24 protein-coding genes are annotated in these 25,509 nt (G+C 55.4%); 17 read left to right on the top strand and 7 right to left on the bottom strand.

Features of this window, described 5'->3' with window-relative positions; genetic code table 11:
* Positions 1-54: 54 nt before the first annotated feature.
* On the top strand, positions 55-1,707 hold the full coding sequence (gene ipdC / locus HFD87_RS12140; protein WP_163762473.1) for an indolepyruvate decarboxylase: 1,653 nt from the start codon (positions 55-57) through the stop codon (positions 1,705-1,707).
* A gap of 160 nt (positions 1,708-1,867) precedes the next feature.
* Positions 1,868-2,833 (top strand): glucokinase, encoded by a 966-nt coding sequence (gene glk, locus HFD87_RS12135; RefSeq protein ID WP_010257856.1) that lies wholly within the window; start codon positions 1,868-1,870, stop codon positions 2,831-2,833.
* Between the two features lie 160 nt (positions 2,834-2,993).
* On the opposite strand, the gene HFD87_RS12130 is transcribed toward glk, so the two are convergent.
* Positions 2,994-3,722 carry a LytTR family DNA-binding domain-containing protein gene (locus HFD87_RS12130; RefSeq protein WP_033769736.1) on the bottom strand — a complete coding sequence of 243 codons (729 nt, stop codon included), beginning with the start codon at positions 3,720-3,722 and terminating at the stop codon, positions 2,994-2,996.
* Positions 3,719-5,389: a sensor histidine kinase gene (locus tag HFD87_RS12125; protein ID WP_010257859.1), complete on the bottom strand. Its 1,671-nt coding sequence runs from the start codon at positions 5,387-5,389 to the stop codon at positions 3,719-3,721. Before HFD87_RS12125 ends, HFD87_RS12130 begins: the two co-directional genes overlap by 4 nt.
* A gap of 279 nt (positions 5,390-5,668) precedes the next feature.
* Here HFD87_RS12125 and HFD87_RS12120 point away from each other — a divergent pair, with 279 nt between their 5' ends.
* Complete coding sequence (locus tag HFD87_RS12120; RefSeq protein WP_031590544.1) at positions 5,669-6,193, top strand: GNAT family N-acetyltransferase; 525 nt, start codon at positions 5,669-5,671, stop codon at positions 6,191-6,193.
* A gap of 117 nt (positions 6,194-6,310) precedes the next feature.
* A complete protein-coding gene (gene alaC, locus HFD87_RS12115; protein ID WP_033758563.1) occupies positions 6,311-7,543 on the top strand; it encodes an alanine transaminase in 1,233 nt (410 codons plus the stop codon).
* Between the two features lie 51 nt (positions 7,544-7,594).
* Here the strand turns inward: alaC and ypdK are convergent, their stop codons facing one another.
* The 3 genes from ypdK to HFD87_RS12100 all read right to left on the bottom strand — a co-directional run bounded on the left by ypdK (position 7,595) and on the right by HFD87_RS12100 (position 10,501).
* Positions 7,595-7,669, bottom strand: coding sequence for a membrane protein YpdK (gene ypdK, locus HFD87_RS12110; RefSeq protein WP_099257831.1), 75 nt, complete (start codon positions 7,667-7,669; stop codon positions 7,595-7,597).
* A gap of 202 nt (positions 7,670-7,871) precedes the next feature.
* Positions 7,872-8,900: an HlyD family secretion protein gene (locus HFD87_RS12105; protein ID WP_010257869.1), complete on the bottom strand. Its 1,029-nt coding sequence runs from the start codon at positions 8,898-8,900 to the stop codon at positions 7,872-7,874.
* A 2-nt stretch (positions 8,901-8,902) separates the two neighbouring features.
* On the bottom strand, positions 8,903-10,501 hold the full coding sequence (locus HFD87_RS12100) for an MFS transporter (protein ID WP_089415058.1): 1,599 nt from the start codon (positions 10,499-10,501) through the stop codon (positions 8,903-8,905).
* Positions 10,502-10,650: 149 nt separating this feature from the next.
* Here HFD87_RS12100 and HFD87_RS12095 point away from each other — a divergent pair, with 149 nt between their 5' ends.
* From HFD87_RS12095 to HFD87_RS12075, 5 genes are all read left to right on the top strand, one after another.
* Positions 10,651-11,436 carry an IclR family transcriptional regulator gene (locus HFD87_RS12095; protein WP_010257875.1) on the top strand — a complete coding sequence of 262 codons (786 nt, stop codon included), beginning with the start codon at positions 10,651-10,653 and terminating at the stop codon, positions 11,434-11,436.
* A gap of 7 nt (positions 11,437-11,443) precedes the next feature.
* Positions 11,444-11,896, top strand: coding sequence for a universal stress protein (locus HFD87_RS12090; protein WP_163762475.1), 453 nt, complete (start codon positions 11,444-11,446; stop codon positions 11,894-11,896).
* A gap of 9 nt (positions 11,897-11,905) precedes the next feature.
* Complete coding sequence (locus tag HFD87_RS12085; RefSeq protein ID WP_167423490.1) at positions 11,906-12,712, top strand: hypothetical protein; 807 nt, start codon at positions 11,906-11,908, stop codon at positions 12,710-12,712.
* Between the two features lie 274 nt (positions 12,713-12,986).
* Complete coding sequence (locus HFD87_RS12080; RefSeq protein WP_010671379.1) at positions 12,987-13,268, top strand: lipoprotein; 282 nt, start codon at positions 12,987-12,989, stop codon at positions 13,266-13,268.
* A 512-nt stretch (positions 13,269-13,780) separates the two neighbouring features.
* On the top strand, positions 13,781-14,656 hold the full coding sequence (locus HFD87_RS12075) for an SMP-30/gluconolactonase/LRE family protein (RefSeq protein ID WP_167423489.1): 876 nt from the start codon (positions 13,781-13,783) through the stop codon (positions 14,654-14,656).
* 38 nt (positions 14,657-14,694) lie between these two features.
* Here the strand turns inward: HFD87_RS12075 and HFD87_RS12070 are convergent, their stop codons facing one another.
* Positions 14,695-15,921, bottom strand: coding sequence for an OFA family MFS transporter (locus HFD87_RS12070; protein WP_022624176.1), 1,227 nt, complete (start codon positions 15,919-15,921; stop codon positions 14,695-14,697).
* Between the two features lie 285 nt (positions 15,922-16,206).
* Here HFD87_RS12070 and HFD87_RS12065 point away from each other — a divergent pair, with 285 nt between their 5' ends.
* Complete coding sequence (locus tag HFD87_RS12065) at positions 16,207-16,440, top strand: hypothetical protein (RefSeq protein WP_010257893.1); 234 nt, start codon at positions 16,207-16,209, stop codon at positions 16,438-16,440.
* Positions 16,441-16,476: 36 nt separating this feature from the next.
* Here the strand turns inward: HFD87_RS12065 and HFD87_RS12060 are convergent, their stop codons facing one another.
* A complete protein-coding gene (locus tag HFD87_RS12060; RefSeq protein ID WP_167423488.1) occupies positions 16,477-17,376 on the bottom strand; it encodes a DMT family transporter in 900 nt (299 codons plus the stop codon).
* Positions 17,377-17,555: 179 nt separating this feature from the next.
* Here HFD87_RS12060 and HFD87_RS12055 point away from each other — a divergent pair, with 179 nt between their 5' ends.
* From HFD87_RS12055 to hcp, 7 genes are all read left to right on the top strand, one after another.
* Positions 17,556-18,425 carry a helix-turn-helix domain-containing protein gene (locus tag HFD87_RS12055; RefSeq protein ID WP_167423487.1) on the top strand — a complete coding sequence of 290 codons (870 nt, stop codon included), beginning with the start codon at positions 17,556-17,558 and terminating at the stop codon, positions 18,423-18,425.
* 565 nt (positions 18,426-18,990) lie between these two features.
* Positions 18,991-19,491 carry a type VI secretion system contractile sheath small subunit gene (gene tssB / locus HFD87_RS12050; protein ID WP_010671384.1) on the top strand — a complete coding sequence of 167 codons (501 nt, stop codon included), beginning with the start codon at positions 18,991-18,993 and terminating at the stop codon, positions 19,489-19,491.
* Between the two features lie 33 nt (positions 19,492-19,524).
* Positions 19,525-21,072 carry a type VI secretion system contractile sheath large subunit gene (gene tssC / locus HFD87_RS12045; protein ID WP_167423486.1) on the top strand — a complete coding sequence of 516 codons (1,548 nt, stop codon included), beginning with the start codon at positions 19,525-19,527 and terminating at the stop codon, positions 21,070-21,072.
* A 17-nt stretch (positions 21,073-21,089) separates the two neighbouring features.
* Positions 21,090-22,430, top strand: a complete 1,341-nt coding sequence (tssK, locus tag HFD87_RS12040) for a type VI secretion system baseplate subunit TssK (RefSeq protein WP_167423485.1) — start codon at positions 21,090-21,092, stop codon at positions 22,428-22,430.
* Entirely contained in the window at positions 22,427-23,116 is a 690-nt protein-coding gene (gene tssL / locus HFD87_RS12035) for a type VI secretion system protein TssL, short form (RefSeq protein WP_167423484.1), read from the top strand. The genes tssK and tssL overlap by 4 nt, the downstream gene beginning before the upstream one ends.
* On the top strand, positions 23,113-24,825 hold the full coding sequence (locus tag HFD87_RS12030) for an OmpA family protein (protein ID WP_167423483.1): 1,713 nt from the start codon (positions 23,113-23,115) through the stop codon (positions 24,823-24,825). The genes tssL and HFD87_RS12030 overlap by 4 nt, the downstream gene beginning before the upstream one ends.
* 4 nt (positions 24,826-24,829) lie before the next feature.
* Positions 24,830-25,321 (top strand): type VI secretion system effector Hcp, encoded by a 492-nt coding sequence (hcp, locus tag HFD87_RS12025; protein WP_033758542.1) that lies wholly within the window; start codon positions 24,830-24,832, stop codon positions 25,319-25,321.
* Positions 25,322-25,509: the final 188 nt, after the last annotated feature.

The raw sequence follows: 25,509 nt of genomic DNA, 5'->3' as shown, positions 1-25,509 counted from the left end.
AATTTCATCCTGTGTCAGATACTTAACCCGACTCTTCCCTGAAAGGAATGCGCGATGTCCACGTTCACTGTTGGAGATTACCTGCTGACCCGTCTGCAGGAGATTGGTGTAAAGCATCTGTTTGGCGTGCCGGGCGACTATAACCTGCAATTTCTTGACCACGTCATCGCCCATCCGGCCATCAGCTGGGTAGGCTGCGCTAATGAGCTTAACGCAGCCTATGCGGCAGACGGTTATGCACGCTGCAACGGCGCAGGAGCGCTATTGACCACGTTTGGTGTGGGCGAGCTCAGCGCGATTAATGGCATTGCAGGCAGTTATGCCGAGTATCTGCCGGTGATCCATATCGTTGGCGCGCCTGCGACGCAGGCCCAGTTGCAGGGGGATTGTGTTCATCATTCGCTGGGCGATGGCGATTTCCAGCATTTTATTCGCATGGCCACAGAAGTCAGTGCGGCAACGGCACAGCTTACCGCCGACAACGCCACGGCTGAGATTGATCGGGTGATCGTCTGTGCGCTGCAGGCCCGCCGTCCCGGCTATTTATCGCTGGCCGTCGACGTGGCGGCCATGGAGGTGCAGCCACCCGCGCAGCCCCTGAACAGTCATCAATCCTCTTCGCCCGCTGCGCGTCGCGCTTTCAGCGACGCGGCGGAACGTTTGCTGGCACCGGCGCAGCGGGTTTCACTCCTGGCCGATTTTCTTGCGCTGCGCTGGCAGCAGCAGTCCGCACTGGCCGCGCTGCGTGAACAGTGTGCGATTCCCTGTGCCAGCCTGCTGATGGGCAAGGGGGTTCTGGATGAACAGCAGCCGGGTTACGTCGGTACCTATGCCGGTGAGGCCAGTGCAGGGCAGGTGTGCGAACAGATCGAGCAGGTGGATGTGGCGATCTGCGTCGGGGTGCGATTTACCGACACCATTACTGCAGGCTTCACGCAGCAGTTTAACCCTGAGCGACTGATTGATCTGCAGCCCTCCAGCGCCAGCGTGGGCGGTGAAAATTTTGCGCCGCTGTCGATGGCGGATGCGCTGAGCGAACTGCTGCCGCTGTTTAAACGCTATGGCCAGCAGTGGCAACCCGCCGCCGCACCGCCCGCCGCGCAATCTGCAGAACCGGCGGCGGTAATCAGCCAGCAGGCGTTCTGGCAGGCGATGCAGGCATTCCTGAAACCCGGTGACCTTATTCTGGCCGAGCAGGGGACAGCTGCCTTTGGGGCCGCCGCGTTAAGATTGCCCTCGCAGGCGCAGCTGGTGGTTCAGCCATTATGGGGATCAATCGGCTATACTCTTCCGGCAGCATTTGGCGCGCAGACTGCCGATCCTGATCGCCGGGTTATCCTGATCATCGGGGACGGTTCGGCGCAGCTGACAATTCAGGAACTGGGTTCGATGCTGCGTGACCAGCAGCGACTGATACTCTTTTTGCTGAATAATGAAGGCTATACCGTCGAACGGGCGATTCACGGCGCAACACAACGTTACAATGATATTGCCCAGTGGAACTGGACGGCCTTACCGCACGCCCTTAGCCTGCAGGGCCAGGCGCAGAGCTGGCGTATCAGTGAAACGGTGCAGTTAGAGGAAGTGATGGCGCGACTCTCAGAGCCGAAGTGGCTCTCTCTGGTTGAAGTCGTCATGCAGAAAGAGGATTTGCCGCCACTGCTACGAAAAGTCACCGCCTGCCTGAATCAACGCAACGGCGGCTAAGATTCAGATAGTTGCCGCTGTGCAGGGTGGACTATCGCGGTTAGGCTGTAGCACACCTGAGTAAGACGCTCACCAATCGCACCGGTGAGCGTTGTTGTTTTATGGGCAGAATTTTATAGTGTCCTCCAACTCTTAAGACCCCAAGCGGAGCAACAGAAGAATGACAACCTATGCCTTGGTCGGCGATGTCGGCGGTACTAACGCACGCCTCGCCCTGTGTGAGGTGGAAAGCGGCAGCATCACCCAGGCCAAAACATTCTCAACATCAGAATACGACAGCCTCGAAGCCGTCATCCGCCACTATCTTGATGAACAACAGCAGGACGTTAAAGATGGCTGTATTGCCATTGCCTGCCCGATTACCGATGACTGGGTTGAAATGACCAACCATGACTGGGCGTTTTCCACGCGCAAGCTCAAAGAGAACATCGGTTTTGAACACCTGGAAATCATTAACGACTTCACTGCGGTATCTATGGCGATCCCGATGCTGACCGCCGAAAACGTGATTCAGTTTGGCGGTACAGAGCCAGTCAAAGATAAACCTATCGCGATTTATGGTGCCGGCACCGGATTAGGCGTCAGCCATCTGGTGCATGTGGACAAGCGCTGGGTCAGCCTGCCAGGTGAGGGCGGTCATGTCGACTTCGCTGCCAACAGCGAAGAAGAAGATCAGATCCTGGAAGTGCTGCGCGAAGAGCTGGGCCATGTTTCAGCGGAACGTGTGCTGTCAGGTGCCGGTCTGGTTAACCTCTATCGTGCGATTGTTAAAGTGGATAATCGCGTGCCGGAAAACCTGAAGCCGAAAGATGTCAGCCAGCGTGCGCTGGATGACAGCTGCACCGACTGCCGTCGCGCGCTGTCAATGTTCTGCGTCATCATGGGCCGTTTCGGCGGCAACCTGGCGCTGAATCTTGGCACCTTTGGTGGTGTCTATATTGCCGGTGGCATCGTGCCACGCTTCCTGGAGTTCTTTAAGTCGTCGGGTTTCCGTGCGGCGTTTGAAGATAAAGGCCGCTTCCGCGACTATGTTGCCAGCATCCCGGTTTATATGATTACGCACGACCAGCCTGGCCTGCTGGGCGCGGGCGCGCATCTGCGCCAGACGCTGGGTCGCGAAATCTGATTCTGCTTTACCTCGCGCGCGTACTGCCATTCTGCGCGCGAGCGATTTTCCCGATCGGCCTGCTTCAGCGGGGCAGGATCGGGAAAACCCCCCGGATTTTTTGCTGCTGCTCTCCTGCTTCGCCACCCCCCTTTCTTAACAGGCCTTTAACCCTCCTGCGCTACAGGCGCATCAGCTGTCGAAACTGCTTCACCTTACTGCGGCTGACCGGCACCTGAAACTCCAGATCGCGTAGCTTCAGCAGATAGGTATTGTTAAACCACGGCTCGATTTCACGAATCTTGCTGAGGCTGACGCAGAAAGAGCGGTGGCAGCGGAAAAATTGCTGTTCCGGCAGGCGTGAACAGAACTCGGTAATATTCATCGACATCACGTAGGATTCGCGCCGGGTATAAACAAAGGTCAGCTTCTCATGCGCCTCAACGTAGTAAATATCATTCACGTCAGTGACGATAATGCGCTCATCTTTGATCAGGTTGACCGTCTGCGGCGCGGGCGTGGCGCTGAGATGGCTGACCGCCTGCTGCGCCTGCGCTGTGGCTTCGAGCTTGTTCAGCATGGTGACAATCCGCGACTCCTGATAGGGCTTGAGAATGTAGTCAAACGCCTCCAGCTCAAACGCTTCCACCGCATGCTCTTTCCACGCGGTAATAAAGACAATCAGTGGCTTATGGGCAAACTGATGGATATTCTGTGCCAGCAGCATGCCATCCAGTGAGGGGATGTTGATATCGAGAAAAATCACATCAACCCGATGCTGTTGCAGATACTTCAGCACGTCCAGACCATCGTCAAAACAGGCTTCAATCTCGATTTTGCTGTGATGCTGAATCATCCAGCTCAGCTCCTGCTGCGCCAGGAATTCATCTTCCACAATAATGGCTTTCATAACAGATTCTCCGCCAGGCGCTGGCCATTCTTACTCAGCGTAAAGGAAATCTCGGTGCCCGGCTGATGCCGCACGATATTCAATCCCTGACCCGACAAAAGTTTTACCCGATGATGCACATTGAGCAGGCCGATTTTATTACCGGGCATTTCGTTACGCGCCACCCGTGCTATCACTTCGTCACTGATGCCCTGACCGGTGTCCCGCACCGAGATCCGCACCTGATCGCCCAGATCCCGGACGCTCAGCGTCACCACGCCTTTGCCTTTACAGGGCTGGATGCCATGGACAATGGCATTCTCCACCAGAGGCTGGATCAGCAGACTCGGCAGCAGAAAATGGAGATCCTCATCGACGTCATAGATCATCGTCAGCTTATCGCCAAACCGGGCCTGCTCGATGGCGATGTAATCTTTCACCTGCCACAGCTCTTTACGGATGTCGATTAGCTCATCGTCGTTCAGTTCCAGGTTGTAGCGCAGATAGCGTGACAGGTTTATCACCAGCTGACGGGCGGTATCGGGATTGAGCCGGATAGAAGAGGAGATAGCATTCAGGGCGTTGAACAGGAAATGAGGATTTATTTTACTTTGCAGCGCACGCAGTTCCGCTTTATTAGCCATCTCGCGCAACTGCTCGGCACGCGATACTTCAAGCTGGGTTGAGATGATTTGTGACAGGCCGATCGCCATCTCCTTCAGCGAGCCGGTAATACGGTGTGCGCGGCGATAGTAGATTTTCAGCGTGCCGGTGACTTTGCCTTTCTCCCACAGCGGGATCACGATCATGGAGTGAATATCTTTGGTGCGATGCGCTTCATCGTTGTTCTTAATGATAATTTTACCGCTGGCGATCGACTGCGCCGTGGTGGGGCTGATGCCATCATCCCCATGTTTATAATTGTGTTCGCCATAGCCGACGTAGGCCAGAATCTGTTTTTTATCGGTCATCGCCACCGCATCGGCTTTGATCTCCCGTCGGATAATGTCACAGATGTTGCGCAGCGAGTCACTGTTCACCTGACGGAACAGCGGCAGAGTTTTATTGGCGATCTCCAGCGCCAGCTTGGCCTGGCGGGCGGCAATCGCCTCTTTCTCCCCCTCGACGCTCTGCACCAGCAGCACAATGATGCCGATACTGGAGGCACCGAGGATCATCGGCAGGGCAATTTCCGACACAATCGCCAGTCCGAGTGAGGTGGGGCGAGCCCACACAACAATCAACAACATCGTCAGGGCTTCACAGAGCATGCCGCCGACGATACCGGCACGCCAGCGGTGCTCTTTCAGTACCCGGCGATTAATACCGCCCGCAACGATACCGGCAATGATGCTGGTAATCAGGCAGGGCACGGAGGTTACGCCGTGAATATCGATCAGAAAACGGTGCAGACCGGCAATAACCCCGGTGGCGATCCCGACCCAGGGACCAAACAGAATGCCACCCGCCATCACGGCGATGACCCGCACATTCAGCAGTGAACCATCGACATCGACACCCGACCAGGTACTGAACAGCGCAAACAGGGAAAAGATGGCAGTAACGGCTACTTTCTCCGCACGGGTGTGTTCATCTTTTTGCAGCAGCTGACGAAACGGGCGGGTGCGTGTCAGGAAGAACAGGCAGATCAGCATCAGGGCGGCGCGGTCAAATACTGCCAGTAACATCGTGAAGTGGGAGGACACAGGCGACTCGTCGGCAATGGAAAGTGCCTCTATGATAAAAAATGTGATCGCGAACCGCTAGCGTCCCGATCAATCACGGTGGGAGTTAGTGCTTCAGATCAATTTTTACGGCATATGGGCAAAAAGAGGAAAGGTTGAGTGCATTAAAGGGGAACAGTTTTTTCGCCCTGCAGAGGCTGGTCGCTAAGGTGCCGTTTTGCTATGTTGCGCGATGAGGCGCGCCAGTGACCGCTGGAAAACCGCGCCCATCGGGAGCAGCAGATGCAACTTGTCACCGCCAGATTAACCCTGAGTAAATTACAGCCAGAAGACTGGCAACTGTTTCGTGCCGTCCATGAAGATCGCGACACCATGACCTGGGTGAGCGAAGTCCCTGATGAAGCGGATATCCGCCAGCGCTTCACCGAGCGTCTGGCCCCCTGGCAGGCGAGCAGTTTTCATATGCTCTGCCTGGTTGCGCGACGTCGTGACAACGGTGAGCCGATTGGCCTGTTTGGCTGCAGCCCCGAATGGGAGCCATACCGTCAGGCGGAGGTGGGCTATATGCTGCTGCATCGCCACTGCGGTCAGGGATATGGCAGCGAAGCCCTGGCGGCGCTGTGTCAGTTTTTGCTTGAAGCCGATTTCCACAAACTCAAAGCGATGGTGATTGAAGGGAACTGGGCGTCACGCCGTATTCTGGAGAAAAACGGCTTTCAGCTGGAGGGCACGCTACGGGATAATTATCTGCTGAACGGCTGCTGGGTGAACGATTGGCTGCTGGGGCGGCTGAATCCGCAAAAATAAAAATATTTTCCGCCACCCTCGACAAAATGATCCTCGCCACGTTATGTTCGTAACGGGTCACCACAGTGACCCGCGTCGCTCGGACGGTCCGGGCGCTTACGTAATCCAGAGGACATCATGGCTGATAACAGCACACCCCGTCGTTTCTCGCGTATCGAACGCTTACCCCCTTACGTTTTTAATATCACCGCTGAACTGAAGATGGCTGCGCGTCGGCGCGGCGAAGATATCATCGACTTTTCGATGGGCAACCCGGATGGCCCGACTCCGCCGCACATCGTCGAAAAGTTATGCCAGGTGGCGCAGCGTGACGATACCCACGGTTATTCCACTTCTCGCGGTATTCCGCGCCTGCGCCGGGCGATCTCGCGCTGGTACGCCGATCGCTATCAGGTTGAGATCGATCCTGAATCAGAGGCGATTGTCACCATCGGTTCCAAAGAGGGGCTGGCGCACCTGATGCTGGCGACGCTGGATCACGGTGATACCGTGCTGGTGCCCAATCCCAGCTATCCGATCCATATCTACGGTGCGGTGATTGCCGGGGCGCAGGTACGCTCGGTGCCGCTGGTGGCGGGTGTCGACTTCTTCAATGAGCTGGAACGCGCCATTCGCGAGAGCTATCCCAAGCCAAAAATGATGATCCTCGGCTTCCCGTCCAACCCCACCGCACAGTGTGTGGAGCTCGACTTTTTCGAACGGGTGATTGCGCTGGCGAAGCAGTACAACGTGCTGGTGATCCACGATCTGGCCTATGCCGACATCGTCTACGATGGCTGGAAAGCGCCATCGATTATGCAGGTGCCGGGCGCGCGTGATGTCGCCGTCGAATTCTTTACCCTGTCAAAAAGCTACAACATGGCGGGCTGGCGTATCGGTTTCATGGTGGGCAACAAAGAGCTGGTCGCCGCGCTGGCGCGAATCAAAAGTTATCATGACTACGGCACCTTTACGCCACTGCAGGTGGCGGCGATTGCGGCGCTGGAAGGGGATCAACAGTGCGTGCGCGACATCGCAGAGCAGTACAAACGCCGCCGTGATGTGCTGGTCAAAGGATTGCATGAAGCGGGCTGGATGGTGGATAACCCGAAAGCCTCAATGTACGTCTGGGCAAAAATACCGGATCATTACGCACATCTTGGGTCGCTGGAGTTCGCTAAGCAACTGCTGCAGGAGGCGAAAGTCTGTGTCTCGCCCGGTATTGGGTTTGGCGACTATGGCGACACGCACGTGCGTTTTGCGCTGATAGAGAACAGCGATCGTATTCGTCAGGCGGTACGGGGAATTAAAGCGATGTTTCGTGCCGATGGCATATTGCCAGGCAGCATAAAAATGGAAGAAGAACGCTGACAGCCAGCAGGGGCGACTCAAGGGTCGCCCCGTGGCGGCACTGTCACGCCATTACTTCAGCAGCAGAACAAAGGTTCCGAACCAAAGTAACGCGAAAAAAGATATTCCCATCAAGGCATATTTCACAAAGCAACTCCTCTGAGCGGTTACGATGATGGCGATCCCAAACCAGTGCAACGCGAACAGATGTGGAAAAGAGATCGCCATTTACAGTCATGGTCTGCTCTTTTCCGGGTTGATCTGAATAACTCAGAACAGGATCGAGCGCTAATTTACGCGTAATCCTCCCCAAATGAAATAGGTCCGTTCTGAGATATTGCTCACAATTTTACGGCACTTCGATTTCAGGGATTGCCGACATGCCTACACGTAACTGAGCCAGATGCTGTTGGTCGCCATCCAGCACAATTTTCACCGGCAGACGTTGAACGACTTTAGTGTAGTTGCCGGTAGCGTTATCGGGAGAGATCGCCGAAAAAGTTGCGCCGGTGGCCGGTGCGATGCTGTCCACATGACCTGTAAAGGTCTCGCCCGGCAGGGCGTCCACCCGGATCCGCACCCGCTGACCGGGACGCACATCGCTTAACTGCGTCTCAAGATAGTTAGCGGTAATGTAGGTTTGCTGCAGTGGCACCACCGCCAGCAGACGGGTGCCGGCTGATACGTACGCGCCGGTCCGCACCGAGCGCTGACCTACCATGCCGTCAACGGGCGCAGTAATGCGGGTGTAGGAGAGATTCAGCCTGGCCTGATCGACGCTGGCCTTCGCCGCTGCAACGTCTGCTTCTGCTGAACGCACCGCCGCCTGTAGCACTCCCACCTGTTTTACTGCTGATGCCAGCGCGGCCTGACTCTGATGCACGGCTGCCAGCGCCGAGCGCTGGTTGGAGCTGGCTTTCTGCTGATCGTCGGCTGCCACGGTACCGCTTTTATAGAGGCGGTTATAACGATCGGCGCTCTGACCGGCATACTGTGCAGAGGCTTCACTGGCCGCCACGCTGGCTTTCTGCTGATCAATCACCGACTGCTGCTGCTCCAGCTGTGCCTGGCTGCTCAGCAGTTTCGCCTGGCTCACCTGCAGGTCAGCCTCCGCACTCTCAAGCGCCACACGATAGTCACGATCGTCCAGCGTCGCCAGCAGCTGACCCGCTTTGACCTGCTGATTATCCTGCACCTGCACATGGCTGATGTAGCCCGAGACTTTCGGTGCCACCAGGGTGTAGTCCGCATTGACGTACGCGTCGTTGGTGCGGTGATCGTTGCCGGTCATCAGTGACCAGACCACAAAAGCGATGGCCAGTAACACCAGCAGCAACAGACTCAGCAGCAGGGTTCTTTTCATTTCGAAAGCACGCATATTCAGTTATTCCGGGAAGGGTTTTGAATCAAAGTTTGAGGCGGCCACACCCGTTTTGGCAGGATGGCGGTAAGCAATAACAGGCAGGCGGCAAAGCCGGTCAGCATCAGCCAGCTGTCGCTCAGGCCGAGGATCGTGGCCTGATGCCTGACCAGGGAAGCGAATCCGCTGAGATTATCGGCGGCGCTGATGCTGCCATCCGGCAACAGCGGCAAGCTGCTGCTGGCCTGACTGGCCGTCGGCGCTGTCATCAGCCAGCTGCGACTGGCCGCCTGATTAATCAGCACACTGGAGTGAAACTGCTCACGATGCGAAAGGAAAACCTCAACCAGCGTAGAGGCAGCGATGCTGGAAAAGCCGCGCACCGTATTAAACATTGCCGAGGCAAACGGGCCTTCTGGCGGGGCCACAACGCTGGTGGCGCTCATCAGTATCGGCAAAATGATCATCGGTTGTCCGAACGCCTGCAGGATCTGCAGCAGCCAGAAATTCTGTCTTGCCCAGTCACTGGTGATCTGTGTGCCCAGCAGACAGGAGGTCACCAGCAAGCCGACGCCCGCCGTCAGCATCCAGCGGCAGTCGATCCAGCGGATATTCAGCAGGGCTGCAATCAGCGGTGCGATCAGCAGTTGCGGCAGACCCACCGCCAGCGCCAGCGGGGCAAACTCAAGGGTGCGAAAGCCGCTGACCTGAGCAAAATAGGCCGAAGGCAGCGCGGAGCCAGAAAGCCCAAGGATGAGCACGCAGGCCAGGCCCAGCAAGCCATGCGCCAGATTTGGCCGTCGGAGCATCTGCAATTTAAACAGCGGCAGCGGGTGAAACCACTCATTAATCAGGAAAACCAGCAGCAGCGGCAGCGCGGTGAGCAACATACCGGTAATCAGTGGCGAGTTCAGCCAGTCGAGGCGCTCACCCTGGGTCAGCACCAGAATCAGCAGCGCAACACCACTGCAGCCGGTCACCATGCCGAACAGATCGATCTGCTGAAAGCGTTCCGGTCGCAGCGGATCCTGGGGCAATCCCCATCCTGTCAGCAGCATAGCGATCAGCATCAACGGCACGACCTGCCAGAACACCATCATCCAGCTGACGTGATCGGTCCACAACGAGGCCAGCGAGGCCGCCATATTGGGACCAAACGTTGCGGTCAGGGCATAGCCCGCCAGGCCAAAAAGTTTAAAGGGCGGCGGCAGAAAGCGCAGGGCGACCGTCATCAGCATTGGCGGTAAGGCGCCGCCAAACAGGCCCTGCAATACGCGCAGGCTGATAAATAGCGTCGGATCCCGCACCAGCGGCAGCAGAATGCCAGTCAGCATAAATCCCGCCGACACGCCTAACGTAAAACGCCGCAGCGACAGGGTGACGGCAAACCAGGGCGCAATCATCATGGCGGCCACTTCTGCCGCCTGATAGCCAGAGATAATCCAGCTACCCTGATCGTAACTGATGCCGATCGCGGCACGGATATCGGCCAGCGCGATATCACTGACGCGATCGTTCAGCCCGGAGGTCAGGGCGGCGATGAGCACGCCGACTAATCCCAGTGCCAGTTGCAGTGTAAAAGGATGAGGGGCCGGCGCGGCGGCAGGCTTAGCGTTCATTGCAGGCGATCTCGTTATTATGATGCAGTGTACTGCGATGTGATACAGGTCGTAATATTACATCCCGGTATACTGTATTGCAATGTGGTACAGGCTGTAAAAAGTGCGGCATTCGCGCTACAGTAAGGCAGCTCAAACAGGACGACGCTATGGCACATCAACCCTCCAGCCGCGAGGATGAAAAAACGGGCGGTATACAGGTCATCGCCCGTGCGGCAAAAATTCTTAATGCGCTTGGCGAACAGCCCGGCGGCATGAGCCTCGGTGAGATCGCTCAGGCGGTCGAACTGCCGCGCTCAACGGTGCAGCGTATTGTTGCCGCGCTCGACAGTGCAGAGCTGGTGCGCAGCAGCGGGGCGGGCGGACTGCGTCTGGGGCCAGCGCTGTTAAAACTGATCTCCAGCGTACATACCGATGTGGTTGATCTGGTCAGTCCGCTGCTGGAAAAACTCTCTTCCGACACCAATGAAACCGTCTCGCTGGCGCGCGCCAGCGGCAGTCAGCTGGCGATTATTCACCACGTGGTGGCGTCGCGTGAGCTTCGGGTGGTTCCGCATATGGGACTCAATCTGCCGCTCTACAGCACCTCCGGTGGACGGGCGTTGCTGGCGCTGGAGTGTGAAAAAGATGTACGGACGATCGTTGGCGACGCCTGGCAGGAGTTAACCGATATGACGGTGAAAACGCTGCCTCAGTTGCTGCAACTTATCAGGGAAGTGCGCGAAACCGGTATCGCCGTGGATCGCGGTGAAACGCTGGAAGGTATCTCTACCATGGCGTTTGCGCTGGATACGCTGTTTGGTCGCTTTTCTGTCTCTTTGCTGGTGCCTTCTGCACGTTTTCTGCGACACGAAGCCCGTTTTCGTGACGAGATGCTGAAGTGTAAAGAGGCACTGGTGCGTGAAATCGGCAAAGTCGCCGCGATAGAAGGATAAGCATTCGATGAAAACCCTGCTGATGGCCATTGATCACTCTCCGGTAGCGGAAAAAGTGGTCGCCTTAACCATTGAAGAAGCGCTGGCGCATCGCGCCGAGGTGGTCGTGCTGTGCTGCGTCGATCCCGCTTACTCCTCCTGTAATCAGCCAATGGAAATCGATGCGGGTGAAGATCCGGCCGATTTTGTGGCTGCGCAGGATGAGCAGAATACGGCAGAAATGGTGGTGCGCCATGCACTGGCTCCGTTACTGCGCGCGGGCATTAATGCGCGGGGCATTATTCTGGCGGGTGACGCGGCAGATACTATCGTTGCCCAGTCGCAACAGCTTAAGGCCAGCATGATTATCATGGGACGTCGCCATCTCTCCTCTTTGAATCGGCTGTTAAAAGGCTCGGTCAGCGCATCGGTTATTGAGCGTGCTCACTGTCCTGTGCTGATCGATGTGCGTAAGGATTAATCCCGCCGCATGAATGCTCTGCTTTTTATTACGCTGGCCGCGTTTGCGCTGCTGGCGCTGATTGTTATTGTGCTGATCAAAACCACCCGGCTGCGTTTGTGGCAGGGGCTGATCATCTTTCTGCTGCCCCTGATACTGGCGAATCTGCTCTGGTTCAGCTGGGTTGCGCCGCATCAGTTGCAGGCCAGTCAGCGTGAGCAGGCGGTAAATCAACTGGCAAAGATGCCGGGTTATCGGGTGCTGCAGACTCAGGAACCGGCGTTATGGCTGTTGCTGACCCAGGAGTTGACCCGGCGCATCCGGGCGGGGGAACCAGCTGAGAAGGCGACGGGCGAGCTACGTGGCTGGCTGATTGAGGTGATTAATCAGCGTCTGATGCGCGGAACTGATGCGGCGGTCGTCAACTATATCAGCGTCTCGGTTGAAGAGATGCGGGCGCTGAACCAAATCGATCCGGGCCTCTGCTTCCGTTATCTCTATCCGCAGGTGAGTGGTGGCATCAATCTGCTGATCACGCTGCCGCCGTCGCTGAATCGCAAAGAGGCGGACGCCATGGAGCAGCTGCTGCTGAACAGTCCATTGCCCGATCAGCCACTGGATAAGGCGCTGGCGCAGGATGATCTGCAAAAAATTGTCGCCCGGCTCTATCAGCAGTGGGGGGATAAGCTGCAGCAGCTGAATATGCCTGCCGACACGGCGGTTGATCGCTCATCGCTGTGTGCCATGTCGATTGATCTCTACAGCGCGATTCTGGCATTACCTGACAAGCGCGCCGCTAACCTGTTACGTAGAATGATTGCACTTACTGGCCAGTAAGCGGCAGCGGAATAGCGGAATAGCGGGCGAAAAAAAGCCCGCTAAGCGCGGGCAGGGAAGAGAGGAACAGATTTTTATTTTTGGCATTTCCTGGTGTGGTGCAGTCTTCGTTTTGTCTGAATGCATCTTGTCACGCCGTGAATGATAGTGATAGCCGTTTAATCGTATTACATTAATCGGTAAAAGCTTCTCAAGTTTTGAACTTTCGCGCATTAATCCTATGGATGCGCGGCATGCTGCGTCATAAACTGCGCGGCAACGTGAGGATAACTTAATGAAAAAACTAATAACCGGCGCACTGGCGCTGATTTTGCTGAGTGGATGTACTGCCAGCAAACCCGGGGCATTTGAACGTGTAGATGAAGATCCAGGCTCAAATACCGTGCAGTACCGTTTTGACCCGGTAAAGGTCAATCGTGATGCAATGAATATTGATCTGGCGAATTACTGCAGCAATAAAGGCTTTGATAAAGTCGAGGCGTTACCTGTGCAGGAGAGTCATATTCCGGGACTGCAGAAAGCGTGGTTCCAGTGTAATTATGCTGTAAAAAGCTAAATAAAACGGGCGGGATAATTATCCCGCCCTTAAAGTTTAATGCTTTTATTTTATGCTGTGTGACATCTTTGCCCGTTAGCGGCGATGGTGACCGCCATGATACCCACCGTGATAACCTCCATAGTAGCCTCCATGATATCCGCCGCCACCCCCGCGGTGCCAGCCATTGTCGTGTCTGGGGCTGATGATACAACCACTTAATAAGGTCATCAGCGCAACCACCGAAGCGACTTTAATTAATCTCTTCATCGGAAGCTTCTCCTCTTTTCCAATGACTATGACACTACGCTGGAAAAGTGGAGTGAAGATGCAGGCTTTGTAGAGTTATTTAAGAAGGTATGACGGAATATTTCAGAGTGCTGCGTTTTGCAGCGGAGAATAATAAAGAAATAAGAATGAACTGAATAGTAAATACTATCAAAGAGAATAGTCTCAAAATCAAGCGAAAATAATTCTCATTTGAAAGTTTTTACAACTACATTATTAGCATGTCAGTTCAATGGGAGAGAAACATGGCGCATGACGTTAAAAATATTCTGGCTTTACAGGCTGAACTGGGCGAATGCCCGCTCTGGTCAGTGGAAGAACAGGTGCTGTACTGTGTCGATATTCTGGCACCCGCCATTCACCGTTTTGATCCGGTCAGCGGTGAACTGCAAACCTTCCCGCAGGCGGAAGAGGTGGGATGCATCGGTCTGCGTGAGCAGGGCGGCCTGATAGCTGCATTGCGTGGCGGTGTCTGGCTGCTGGATGCGCAGGGCAAGCCAGAGAAAAAGATCGCAGAAAATCCCGGTGAGGCTGCGCAAAGCCGATTTAATGATGGCCGCGTTGATCCCTGGGGGAATTTCTGGTGCGGCAGCCTGTGGGAACCGCAGGACAAAAATGGCGGGCTGCTGTGCCGCGTGACGCCTGACCTGAAGCTGGAGGTCAAAGCGCGTGACATTAAAATTTCCAACGGGCTGGCCTTCTCTCCCGACCGGCGCTGGATGTATCACAGTGACACGCCGAATGAAGCGCTCTATCGCTATCCATTAAATGCGCAGGGCGAACCGGGCGAACGCACCCTGTTCCGCCGTTTCGACGCTAAAGGTGGATTGCCGGATGGTGCCGCAGTGGATAGCGAAGGATTTTACTGGTCCGCACAGTTTGATGGCGGACGCGTAGTACGCATCGATCCCCAGAGCAGCGAAATCGTCGATGAGATCCTGCTGCCGGTGAAGTGGCCAACCATGGTGGCCTTTGGTGGCGCCGATCTTAAAACGCTGTTTATTACCAGTTCACGGGAAGATCGCACCGAAGAGGAGCTGGCACGCTATCCGCAGTCAGGCGATATTTTTGCGGTGAACGTCTCTGTGGCGGGCATGGCAGAGCCGCGATTCCGCGGCTAAACGTGAACGGGCCGCTCTGGCGCGGCCCGTCGTGATGGTTAATGACGTTGCAATACAGGTGTTGCTGTAACAGAACTCTGTGGTAAGCGGATGGTGAGTGACAGGAACAGGGAGATGACCAGCAGCGTCATAATCAGGCTGAAGGTGACGGTGAACCCGCCAAACAGCGAGGCGACCAGTGAGCCCAGCACGCTTCCGATACCAAATCCGAGATAGAGCAGACCATAGTTTTTTGTCAGGTTGTTAAGGCCGAAAAAGTCACTGACCAGCGACGGGAATACCGTGATGGTACCGCCAAAGCTGAAGGCTACACAGGCGAGTGACAGGAAGAAGGTGATCTCATTCATTCGGGTAAACAGCAGCACGCTCATCCCGATCAGCGACACGATTTGCGCCAGTGAAATAACCCGGATGCGCATCATTTTGTCAGACAGTATGCCCAGCACCAGACGGCCACTCAGGTTGGCAATCGCAATCACCGTTACCGCACTGGCAGCGGTCTGCGTAGTCAGATGCACCAGCCCTTCGCCGATATCTTTGGCAACGCCTATCACATAGAGACCGCTCATGCAGGCTGTCAGGAACATCAGCGCCAGCATCCAGTACTGAGGCAGACGCACCGACTGTGCCAGCGTGTAATCCCGCGCATGTTGCTGACCATTCGTGCTGCTCCCGGTATCCTGAAGGGGGGCATCACGCATCAGAAGTGCACCGAGGATAATCATCGACATCGCGAGCACGCCCCAGATCATAAAGGTCTGCTCCAGACCCACTGTTGCCAGCAGCGCCCCGCAGATAAATTTGAATCCCAGACTGCCAAGACCGTAAGCGCCAATCGCACAGGCAGAGATCATCCCTTTGCGCTCCGGAAACCACTTCACGCAGTTTGAGAGCGTCATCAGGTAACCTGCGCCATCCGCCAGACCCACCAGCAGTCCGGCGCTGAAATAGAGCATCATCAGGTTATTAGCATGCGCGGTAAGCCAGAAACCCAGCGCCATCAGCACACCCGCCCCGATAGTGACGCGGCGTACGCCAAAACGTTCCTGTAATTTACCGGCCAGCGAGGAGGCAATAGCCAGCCCCAGACTCAGCAGACCAAACGAAAAAGCGACCTGACTGACCGTCGCATCCAGCTTCTGTGACAGCTGGCCGTTAAACAAACTCCATGTGTAGACTGACCCCAGCGCGAACTGAGTGATTACCGTTCCGAACAATGTAAGCCAGCGAGCACGCTGGTAAGAAGCCTGTTGAGTCTGGTTCATAATTTTTCTCTCCCGTCCGGGAATCTGGAAACTGCGGTCAGAATAAAGCAGTGATTCGCGCGCGTGAGCAGTAAAGGCATGAACGGAACGGATTGGGGAATGAAATGCCATTCAGGCGGTATGAATGGTATCGGGAGGGGTTGGCAACGTCGCGTCAAAAGTAAGCTAAACGGCAGCTTAATGATTAAGCGTAATTAGCCGTAAGATAATGTTTCAATCAGATGATTCTGTGAGCAGGTTTACAGATTATTTGCCAGGCTAAGAGTTCACTTATCAGGAGGAAATATGAAAGACCGGACATATGAATCCAGCACCAGTGAGGATGAAGTTTGCTGCATCATCGGTCAGGCGGTGATTGAACTCAGTACAGAACAACAGCCTGTGACCAAATCGACGCTGGCATTAAAACTGCTGTCGATGGCCGATCGTGATAGTGACGATGAGCGTGTTCTGCTCTACTGGATTGCGCGTAAAGCGATCAATAAACCACAGAAACTCCTTCAGCAGCAGTGGGCATAACGCCCATCCGGACGCGGGCCTCAGCCCGCCTCCGCGTCAGATGATTATCCGGCGACGACTTGCCGGCCAACGGGCAAACATCACGATATTGCCCAGTAAAATCATGACAAGGCCAGGGATGGCGCTGGCATGCCACTCATATCCTTCATAACGGGTAGAGAGTGCCAGCGCCACCAGCGGAAACAGCACCGTTGTATAGGCAGCCCGACTGGGTCCGATACGTCCCACCAGCGTAAAATAGGCCCCGAATCCCATCACCGATCCCACGATAGCCAGATAGATCAATGCCCCAAACCACTGTGTATTCCATGTCGGCTGCAGCGAAACACCCTGCAGCAGCGAGACCAGTGCCATGATCAGCGCACCGTATAACATGCCGTAACTGTTGGTTGTCAGCACGTCACGTTGCAGACGCTGATGCCGCTGACTGATCATATTGCCGAATGAAAATCCCAGGGTGCCCAGCGCACTTAACCCAATGCCCCACACCAAGCCGGCCGAGGCCTGAGTGCTGCGCAGATCGTGCCAGAACAACGCAACAATGCCCGCCATGCCGAGCACTATCGCCGGAATCAGACGTGCGGAAGGGCGCTGACGGAAAAATATCCAGCTATTAATGGCGTTATACATCACCGCCATAGAGAAAATGACCGACTCCAGTCCGCTGCTGATATAGCCAGAGGCGTAATAGAAGCAGACAAAGTTGAAGCCAAAAACGCAACAGCCCTGCAGCACACAGAAGAGGTGATCCTGCAGCGTCAGCCTGTGCAGACGCTTTATCAGCTTAAGCAGCAATAACATGACCAGCGAGGCCAGCAAAAAACGCCAGAAGACAGCGACAGTTACGGCGCTGATGCCTGCAGACTGTTGCGCATAAATCGCAATCCAGGTCGTGCCCCAGATCAGCACGACTGAGAGATACAAAAACAGGTTCATTACCAGATTCTCCACCGAAAAAAACGCCGAGTCTGCACCCGCAACGCTCCCTGGTCTTGCAGCGGATTGCGCAGGGTTTGCAAAATCTTGCGCATTTTTACTCTCTGTCCCGATGTGCTCTGTTTTCTGTCCCGCGCAATCCGTAAACTGGCACTCTGTTTATCTGAACTGATACCCCGATGAGTCGCTTCCAGACCTTTGACATGCTGCAACGACACAAAGCACAACTGCGCGATCAGGTGCAGCTTCACAGCGGCATTCAGCTGGCAGCCTGGTTTAATAGTGGCGATCGCGTGACAAACCTCAGCGATCATCACACGCTAAGCCTTTATGTGGCGGGCGGCTACGATACCTGGCATAAAACCCCTAATGGCTGGCGTAACGGTGGCGCACCGGACCGCTTTTGTCTGATGCCGGCTGGCACGGAATCGACCTGGGATCTGCGTGCCGATCTCGCCTTTGTTCATCTTTATTGCAGCGAAAACCAGCTGCGGCAACTAGCCGAACAGGTCTGGGACCGCAGTCCGGCGCAGTTAAACCTGCATGAGAAAATCTTCTCTGTTGATGACCGCATTACCCAGCTCTATCGACACTTTCTGCTGAGCAGCGACTGGCAACAGCCCGCCAGCCAGCTGACGCTGAGCAGCGCATCAACATTACTGCTGACCCATCTGTTGCAGCACTACAGCGAAGTTAAGTGGCAACTGCCCCAGGTGCGGGGTGGACTGGCTCCCGCGGTATTACGGCGGGTTCTGGAATTTATTGAAACCCATCTCGATCAGCCTTTAACCCTGTCTGTGCTGGCGCAGGAAGCGGCATTGAGTGAGTTTCACTTTGCCCGCATGTTCCGTCACACCACTGGCGAAGCGCCGCACCAGTTCGTGATGCGCCGTCGTATGGATCGTGCAAGGATGTTGCTTGAGCGGCCCGATCTTACGCTGACCGATATTGCCCTTCAGTGTGGTTACCACTCTTCAGCCCACTTCAGCCATCGTTTCCGGCAGGTTTATGGTATGACGCCCTCGGCGTGTCGTCGGGAAAGTCGATGAACTTCTTAGCGGCAACAGGCACATTAGCAGCGTATAACAGTGCCACAAATCATTAACATAACTTATTATAAAAACTAACCCGTTTGGGCTGGTTCTCGTTTTCACTTTCTGCCGCTATCCTGTAAAAAAAGCATGAACCGCACTTTTTAGCATTTGGTAATTTCTCTGCTCAATCCCGCAATGAACTATTCACTGAAACATTTTTTAGTCCCAGCTATCATGCGCCTCACAGCCGAAATCTTAAGAAAAATCTTATATATCAGATCAGTATAAGATATTTTCTGGCAAGATTACTTTGTTACATATGGTTACATATTATCATTTCCTTTAGCTGACCCACTATTTCTAAACTCGCGCCATGGGTGTTTATCTGAAAAATAAATTCAGGATTTACGCTCTTTCATCGCGTCATATCGCCAGTAAATGGAATGTACTCGCTTCTGACCGCAGGTCCTGCTTTTCACTGAATGTTTAATAGCAGGAATGTTTTATGGCAGGGTAAGCCATTCTTAATATTTGACACTGGCTGTGGCGGTTTCTATCACTCCATAGAACAGGGACAGCCATGTCTAACTCTTCCTTTCAGTCCGAAATACCCAAGGCACGTATCAATTTAAAACTTGATTTGCATACGGGCGGGGCGAGCAAGAAAACCGAACTCCCCCTGAAATTACTGGTGGCGGGCGACTTCAGTAATGGTCAGGAGTCCGCGCCACTCTCTGAACGCAAAAAAGTTAATCTGAACAAAAATAACTTTGACTCAGTACTTTCCGAATATTCCCCAAAAGTAAATCTCACCGTTAAAAACACGCTTGCCGGTGACGGTAGCGAAGACAATATCAATCTGACATTCCAGAGCATGAAGGATTTCACCCCTGAGCAGGTTTCCCGGCAGATCCCTCAGCTGAAGGCGATGCTTTCCATGCGTAATCTGCTTCGCGATTTAAAAGCTAACCTGCTGGACAATCAGGCTTTCCGGAAAGAGCTTGAAAAAATTCTGCTCGACCCGGCATTAAGCGCAGAACTCAGATCTGAGTTGTCTGCTCTGGCCCCTAAACAGCCATAACGGTCAGGATGTTTTAACGGATTAATAAGGAAGATGTTGATGTCTGTAAAAAATGAGAATGCCGCGGGTGGCGAGAGTGTGGTGCTGGAACGTCCGGCCGCTGGTGGGGTTTATGCGTCTCTGTTTAAAAAAATCAATCTGAACCCGGTCTCCGAACTCAGTGCACTGGATATCTGGCAGGATGCGCAGGCGATGTCGGATGCGACTGCGGATGAACGTTTAACGGCCGGGATGCAGGTGTTCCTGGAGTGCCTGACAAAAGCGGGCTCAAAAGTTGAAAAACTCGACAAAAACCTGATTGACCATCATATCGCTGAGCTGGACTACCAGATTAGTCGTCAGCTTGATGCTGTCATGCACCATGAGGACTTCCAGGCGGTAGAAAGTCTGTGGCGCGGCGTGAAATCGCTTGTCGACAAAACCGATTTCCGTCAGAACGTGAAGGTTGAACTGCTGGATATGTCCAAAGAAGACCTGCGACAGGACTTCGAAGACTGCCCGGAAATTATCCAGAGCGGACTGTATAAGCATACCTATATTGATGAGTATGACACCCCGGGTGGCGAGCCGATTGCCGCGCTGATTTCCGCCTACGAGTTTGATGCTTCCGCTCAGGATGTAACGCTTCTGCGCAACATATCTAAAGTCTCTGCTGCTGCGCATATGCCGTTTATCGGCTCCGCTGGCCCTAAATTTTTCCTCAAGGATTCGATGGAGGAAGTGGCGGCTATAAAAGATATCGGTAACTACTTTGACCGTGCCGAGTACATCAAGTGGAAATCGTTTCGTGAGACGGATGATTCCCGCTATATCGGTCTGGTGATGCCGCGTGTGCTGGGCCGCCTGCCGTATGGCCCGGATACCGTACCCGTGCGCAGCTTCAACTATGTTGAAGAAGTGAAAGGCCCGGATCACGACAAATACCTCTGGGCCAACGCATCCTTCGCCTTTGCATCCAACATGGTGCGCAGCTTTATCAATAACGGCTGGTGTGTGCAAATCCGTGGCCCGCAGGCCGGTGGTGCCGTTCAGGATCTGCCTATCCACCTGTATGACCTCGGCACCGGCAATCAGGTGAAAATCCCCTCTGAAGTGATGATCCCGGAAACCCGCGAATTTGAGTTCGCCAATCTCGGCTTTATTCCGCTCTTCTACTACAAGAACCGCGACTACGCGTGCTTCTTCTCGGCGAACTCGACCCAGAAACCAGCCCTGTATGACACCGCAGATGCGACAGCCAACAGCCGCATCAATGCGCGTCTGCCGTACATCTTCCTGCTGTCGCGTATTGCCCACTACCTGAAGCTTATACAGCGGGAAAATATCGGGACTACCAAAGACCGTCGTCTGCTGGAGCTTGAGCTGAACACCTGGGTTCGTAGTCTGGTGACTGAAATGACCGATCCGGGCGACGAGCTGCAGGCTTCTCACCCGCTGCGCGACGCGAAAGTGACGGTGGAGGATATCGAGGACAACCCGGGTTTCTTCCGTGTGAAGCTCTATGCCGTGCCGCATTTCCAGGTGGAAGGGATGGACGTCAATCTGTCGCTGGTTTCCCAGATGCCGAAAGCCAAGTCATAAGCTAAGGCAGGAAGCCAATGAAAACGGAACAACCATTATGGGGCAGGGGCGTTATGGTCTCTCCCCAGCACTTCCAGCAACAGGCCGCGTACGTGGCCTGGTCTGCGGAATGCATTGCCCGACTGGGTCTCTCCCATCCCTGGGGAATGATTGAGGCCACTTTCGAACCGGATGCACTGAAACTGGGCCGCCTGCAGGCCCGTCATCTGCACATCCGTTTCCCCGATGGCACGCTTATCGACACGCATAATGCTGACGACTTGCCGCCAGTGCTGGCGCTTGAGGGCGAATCACAGGAAGTGGTGGTGGTTCTGGCGCTTCCGCTACTGCGGGCAAATGGCGGAAACTGCCTTAAACCCGATGAGTTGGCCGAGCGTCCTGTGCGTTATCGCCAGCGCTGGCGGGATGTCCGCAACACCTTTGGGGACGATACCCGCCAGATTGCAGTGATGCAACCAGAGCTGACGCTGCGTTTCGCCCATCAGAACAACAGTGATTATCTGACCTGTCCAGTCGCCCGTCTGCAGCAGGATTCACAGGGGAGCTGGGCACTCGATGAAACCTTTCTTCCGCCGCTGCTGGCTCTGCAGGGCAGCCGCTGGCTGGTGACCCAGCTGGAACAGCTGATGACGCAACTGCGTGCCCGTCTGAGTCGCCTGATGGATATGCGTCGTGAAAGTAACGAGCGCATGGCCGATTTTGCCGTGGCGGATGTGTCTCTGTTCTGGCTACTCAATGCCCTGAACAGCGCAGAACCCGTGCTCGGACAGTTTCAGCGCCACCCACAAAGTCCACCGGAACGTCTGTATCCTGAACTGGCACGCCTTGCGGGCAGCCTGCTGACCTTCTCGCTGGAACACCAGGTCAGTGCTATCCCGGCCTGGCAGCATGAGCAGCTGAATAACGTCTTCCCGCCGCTCTTTGACTTACTGGGCGACCTGCTGGAAGCCAGCCTGCCGTCGCGGGTGGTGGCGATTGAGCTTGATCATGATGCCCGGCTTCACTTCTGGCAAGCCCGTCTGCATGACCCACGCCTTCGCGAAGGGGCTGATTACTACCTCTCCGTGCGTTCACCGATGCCGGTGGCACAGCTGCAGGAACAGTTCCCGCGCCAGTGCAAGGTCGGCAGTCCCGATCATGTCAGAGGTATCGTCAATTCATCACGGGTGGGCGTCCCTCTGATGCCACTGCGTCATGTGCCGGCCGCCATTCCGCTGCGTCTGGAAAACCAGTATTTCAGCCTCGATGTCTCTCATCCTCTGGCCAGCGAGATGCTTCAGGGCGGCACCTGTATGTTTTACGTTCCGGGCATGCTCGGCGAGCCTGAACTTGAACTCTTTGCGGTACTGAGAACATGAGTGAGCCTAAACGCAGCACAGCTGCGTCGATTGATATTGATTCCCTGCTGCAGGAGACCTGGCTGCAGGTAATCAGCCTGCGTCACGGTCCAGCATTTCAGGATGGAGAAGGGCGCACGTTGTGGGAGCGCTGCATTGCTGATGTTGAGCGTGTGCAGCGTGAGCTGAAAGCGAGCGAACTCGATGAGGCCAGCTGTCAGCATATTCTCACTGCACAGTGTGCGCTGCTTGATGAAGCCGTAAAAGGTCGCGGTGTGGAGGATGATGCCTGCGTGCAGTGGTATGACATTCCCCTGCAGGGGCACTTCCTCGGCACCATGGACGCCGGTGATACGCTGTGCGATCGGATGCGCGACGTGCTGCGTGAACCGGCGCCTGACCATGCTGTCGTGACCTGCTTCCAGCGGGTCATGATGCTGGGGTTCCTCGGCAGTTTCCGCTCGCTGAATGATCCGGAGCGCCAGAAACTCGTCAACGCGCTCAGTGAACATGTCACGCCGTTCAGCTATCCGCAGACTCACCCGATACTGGCAGAAAGCCGTACCGGACGAGGAATGGGTGGTTGGCTAACGTCATGGCCCGTGTGTATCGGCCTGAGCGTGGTGGTGGTCACCGCACTCTGGTGGGGACTGGATCACTGGCTGGATCAGATGCTGGCGACCCTGTTACCGGGGGCCGTGAAATGAGTCCTGCACAGCAGCGCGGGCTTGCGCTGTGGGCCGCCCTGCTGAGTGCAGTGGTCTGCCTGGGCTTCCTGCCGCTATCCAGTCTGGTTTCTGTACTTGTTCTGCTTACCGTTCTGGGGCTTATCCTGGCGTTCCGGACTGTCGCCAGTCGTCGTGCGGAGCATGACGTCACCCTGCGTCTGGATGACCTTCCGGAAGCCACTTACCGTCAGCCCGTGGTGCTGGTCTGTGGCGATCTGCCGCTGGAATGTATGCAGCAGTCACCGGTGCTTACGGTTACGCAGGGTTGCTGGATCCGAGTGGAAGATCATCAGGATCTGGAGCAGGCAGCCCGCCAGGTACTGGGGTTGCGACCTGACTGGGGTCGACAGCTGTCGGTGATGGTCAGCGTCTGTCCGCAGACACACGCCGACAGCGAAACGCTTACCAGCCGTCTGCTGGCCCTGCGATGGCAAATCAGCCAGTTGCGTAAAGAGACGGGCCATTCTGTGCCGCTGGTTCTGAATGGTCAGGTTGGCAGCGCGATGATGAATGATCTGCTCTGGCAAGCGGCTATCCCGGGTGAAGGGGTGAGGGTCTGGCGTGAATCTTCAGCGCCGGGTTCAATCGCTGCATGGGTTACCACCAATGGGCCGCCTGCGATGCAGCAACAGGTGCTGATGAACAGCCTGATAAGCTGGTTCCATCAGCACGTCCAGGCTGTCTTTATGGATGAGAATCCCGACGTTCCTGTTATTGCGCCTGCCGCGGTGCTGTGGGGAATGGGACCGATCCTTGCCGGAAGTCTGGCCACATCTGCCTGGACTGCATGGCTTTCCCGTCAAACTGCGATGCAGCAGGTAGCGGGCTGGCAGCCGTCAGGAACGGACAGTACGGTTATCTCCCCCTTCCCGGATTTTATCCTGCCGCTGCTGCCCGAAGGGCGAGGCGTCACGCCGCGTGGGCGAGCCTTCTGCTGTGCGCTCGGTATTTTCACGCTGGCGGCCATTGCTGCGCTGCTCAGTAGTGGCTGGAACAATCGTCAGTTGCTGAAGCGTGTGAGTTTCGACATTGCCCGCTATGACCGTATCCCGATGCATGATTTCGGCCCAAAAGCCGACGCCGTTGCCGTCCTGCGTGACGATGCGGCAGAGCTGGATGGCTGGGCGCGCAATGGCGTACCGATGCGGATGAGCCTCGGTCTGTATCAGGGGGAACGTCTGCGAATGCCTGTGCTGGATGCGATCCGCTCTTATGTGCCACCGCCTCCGCCGCCTGAACCACAGCCGAAACCCAAACCGGTACCGAAAATTGTCCGCCTCGACAGTATGTCGCTGTTCGATTCCGGCAAATCCATGCTGAAGGCTGGCTCCACCAAAATGCTGGTGAACTCACTGGTCGGTATCAAGGCGAAGCCAGGCTGGCTGATTGTGGTCGCTGGCCACACCGATAACACCGGCAATCCGCAACTGAACCAGACGCTTTCTCAGAAACGTGCCGAAGCGGTGCGCGACTGGATGCGTGACACCGGTGACGTGCCGGAAAGCTGTTTTGCGGTGCAGGGTTATGGCGCAAGCCGTCCTATCGCAACCAATGACACCCCGGAAGGCCGTGCGCTCAACCGCCGTGTCGAAATCAGTCTGGTACCGCAGGCAAATGCCTGTCAGATACCGGGCCACACCCAGGCGTCATCGCAGGATGATGACGCATCACAACACAATGGAGAGTAATTCCATGGCAATTCCTGTTTATCTTTGGCTGAAAGACGACGGCGGCGCGGACATTAAAGGTTCTGTGGACGTTCAGGATCGTGAAGGCAGCATCGAAGTTGTCGCTCAGGAACATAACCTGTACATCCCGACGGACAACAACACCGGCAAGCTGACCGGTACCCGTATCCACACCCCGTTCCTTTTCACCAAGGAAATCGACTCGTCCAGCCCGTACCTGTACAAGGCTGTGACCACCGGTCAGACCCTCAAGTCTGCGGAATTCAGGTGGTACAAAATCAACGACGCGGGCCAGGAAGTCGAGTACTTCAACACCAAACTGGAAAACGTGAAAGTGGTGAAAGTGAATCCTGAAATGTATGACATCAAGGATCCTTCTAAAGAGAAGCACAACCACCTTGAGCGCATTGAACTGCGTTACGAAAAAATCACCTGGACCTACAAAGACGGCAACATCATTCATTCCGATAGCTGGAACGAACGCGCCACCGCCTGATTACGCGTCATATTTCGCGCCACAGGTGCGTTGGCTGCGTTCGCTCGCTCCGGTCACATAGTTATCTATGTTCCCGGAGACTTAAGAACTTGCCGCCTTCCTGCGACACGAACTCTTTAGCGTAATCCTCGTTTTTAAGCGGAGGGGGATGACCTTTCCGCTGTTTTGCTGAACGTCTGCAGCTCGCG

This window comes from Pantoea sp. EKM21T (assembly GCF_011800405.1).
In the GTDB taxonomy this organism is placed as follows: domain Bacteria; phylum Pseudomonadota; class Gammaproteobacteria; order Enterobacterales; family Enterobacteriaceae; genus Pantoea; species Pantoea agglomerans.
This window is presented reverse-complemented; position numbering and strand designations above follow the sequence as displayed.

Bases quoted from the DNA above. Each gene is read 5' to 3' on its own strand.
- glk (WP_010257856.1), top strand. From the start codon at position 1,868: ATGACAACCTATGCCTTGGTCGGCGATGTCGGCGGTACTAACGCACGC.
- HFD87_RS12060 (WP_167423488.1), bottom strand. From the start codon at position 17,376: ATGAACCTGTTTTTGTATCTCTCAGTCGTGCTGATCTGGGGCACGACC.
- HFD87_RS12100 (WP_089415058.1), bottom strand. From the start codon at position 10,501: ATGAACGCTAAGCCTGCCGCCGCGCCGGCCCCTCATCCTTTTACACTG.
- HFD87_RS12120 (WP_031590544.1), top strand. From the start codon at position 5,669: ATGCAACTTGTCACCGCCAGATTAACCCTGAGTAAATTACAGCCAGAA.
- HFD87_RS12130 (WP_033769736.1), bottom strand. From the start codon at position 3,722: ATGAAAGCCATTATTGTGGAAGATGAATTCCTGGCGCAGCAGGAGCTG.
- HFD87_RS12055 (WP_167423487.1), top strand. From the start codon at position 17,556: ATGAGTCGCTTCCAGACCTTTGACATGCTGCAACGACACAAAGCACAA.
- HFD87_RS12080 (WP_010671379.1), top strand. From the start codon at position 12,987: ATGAAAAAACTAATAACCGGCGCACTGGCGCTGATTTTGCTGAGTGGA.
- ipdC (WP_163762473.1), top strand. From the start codon at position 55: ATGTCCACGTTCACTGTTGGAGATTACCTGCTGACCCGTCTGCAGGAG.
- HFD87_RS12085 (WP_167423490.1), top strand. From the start codon at position 11,906: ATGAATGCTCTGCTTTTTATTACGCTGGCCGCGTTTGCGCTGCTGGCG.
- HFD87_RS12070 (WP_022624176.1), bottom strand. From the start codon at position 15,921: ATGAACCAGACTCAACAGGCTTCTTACCAGCGTGCTCGCTGGCTTACA.
- tssB (WP_010671384.1), top strand. From the start codon at position 18,991: ATGTCTAACTCTTCCTTTCAGTCCGAAATACCCAAGGCACGTATCAAT.
- HFD87_RS12090 (WP_163762475.1), top strand. From the start codon at position 11,444: ATGAAAACCCTGCTGATGGCCATTGATCACTCTCCGGTAGCGGAAAAA.
- alaC (WP_033758563.1), top strand. From the start codon at position 6,311: ATGGCTGATAACAGCACACCCCGTCGTTTCTCGCGTATCGAACGCTTA.
- hcp (WP_033758542.1), top strand. From the start codon at position 24,830: ATGGCAATTCCTGTTTATCTTTGGCTGAAAGACGACGGCGGCGCGGAC.
- HFD87_RS12095 (WP_010257875.1), top strand. From the start codon at position 10,651: ATGGCACATCAACCCTCCAGCCGCGAGGATGAAAAAACGGGCGGTATA.
- HFD87_RS12030 (WP_167423483.1), top strand. From the start codon at position 23,113: ATGAGTCCTGCACAGCAGCGCGGGCTTGCGCTGTGGGCCGCCCTGCTG.
- tssL (WP_167423484.1), top strand. From the start codon at position 22,427: ATGAGTGAGCCTAAACGCAGCACAGCTGCGTCGATTGATATTGATTCC.
- HFD87_RS12105 (WP_010257869.1), bottom strand. From the start codon at position 8,900: ATGCGTGCTTTCGAAATGAAAAGAACCCTGCTGCTGAGTCTGTTGCTG.
- HFD87_RS12065 (WP_010257893.1), top strand. From the start codon at position 16,207: ATGAAAGACCGGACATATGAATCCAGCACCAGTGAGGATGAAGTTTGC.
- HFD87_RS12125 (WP_010257859.1), bottom strand. From the start codon at position 5,389: ATGTTACTGGCAGTATTTGACCGCGCCGCCCTGATGCTGATCTGCCTG.
- tssC (WP_167423486.1), top strand. From the start codon at position 19,525: ATGTTGATGTCTGTAAAAAATGAGAATGCCGCGGGTGGCGAGAGTGTG.
- HFD87_RS12075 (WP_167423489.1), top strand. From the start codon at position 13,781: ATGGCGCATGACGTTAAAAATATTCTGGCTTTACAGGCTGAACTGGGC.
- tssK (WP_167423485.1), top strand. From the start codon at position 21,090: ATGAAAACGGAACAACCATTATGGGGCAGGGGCGTTATGGTCTCTCCC.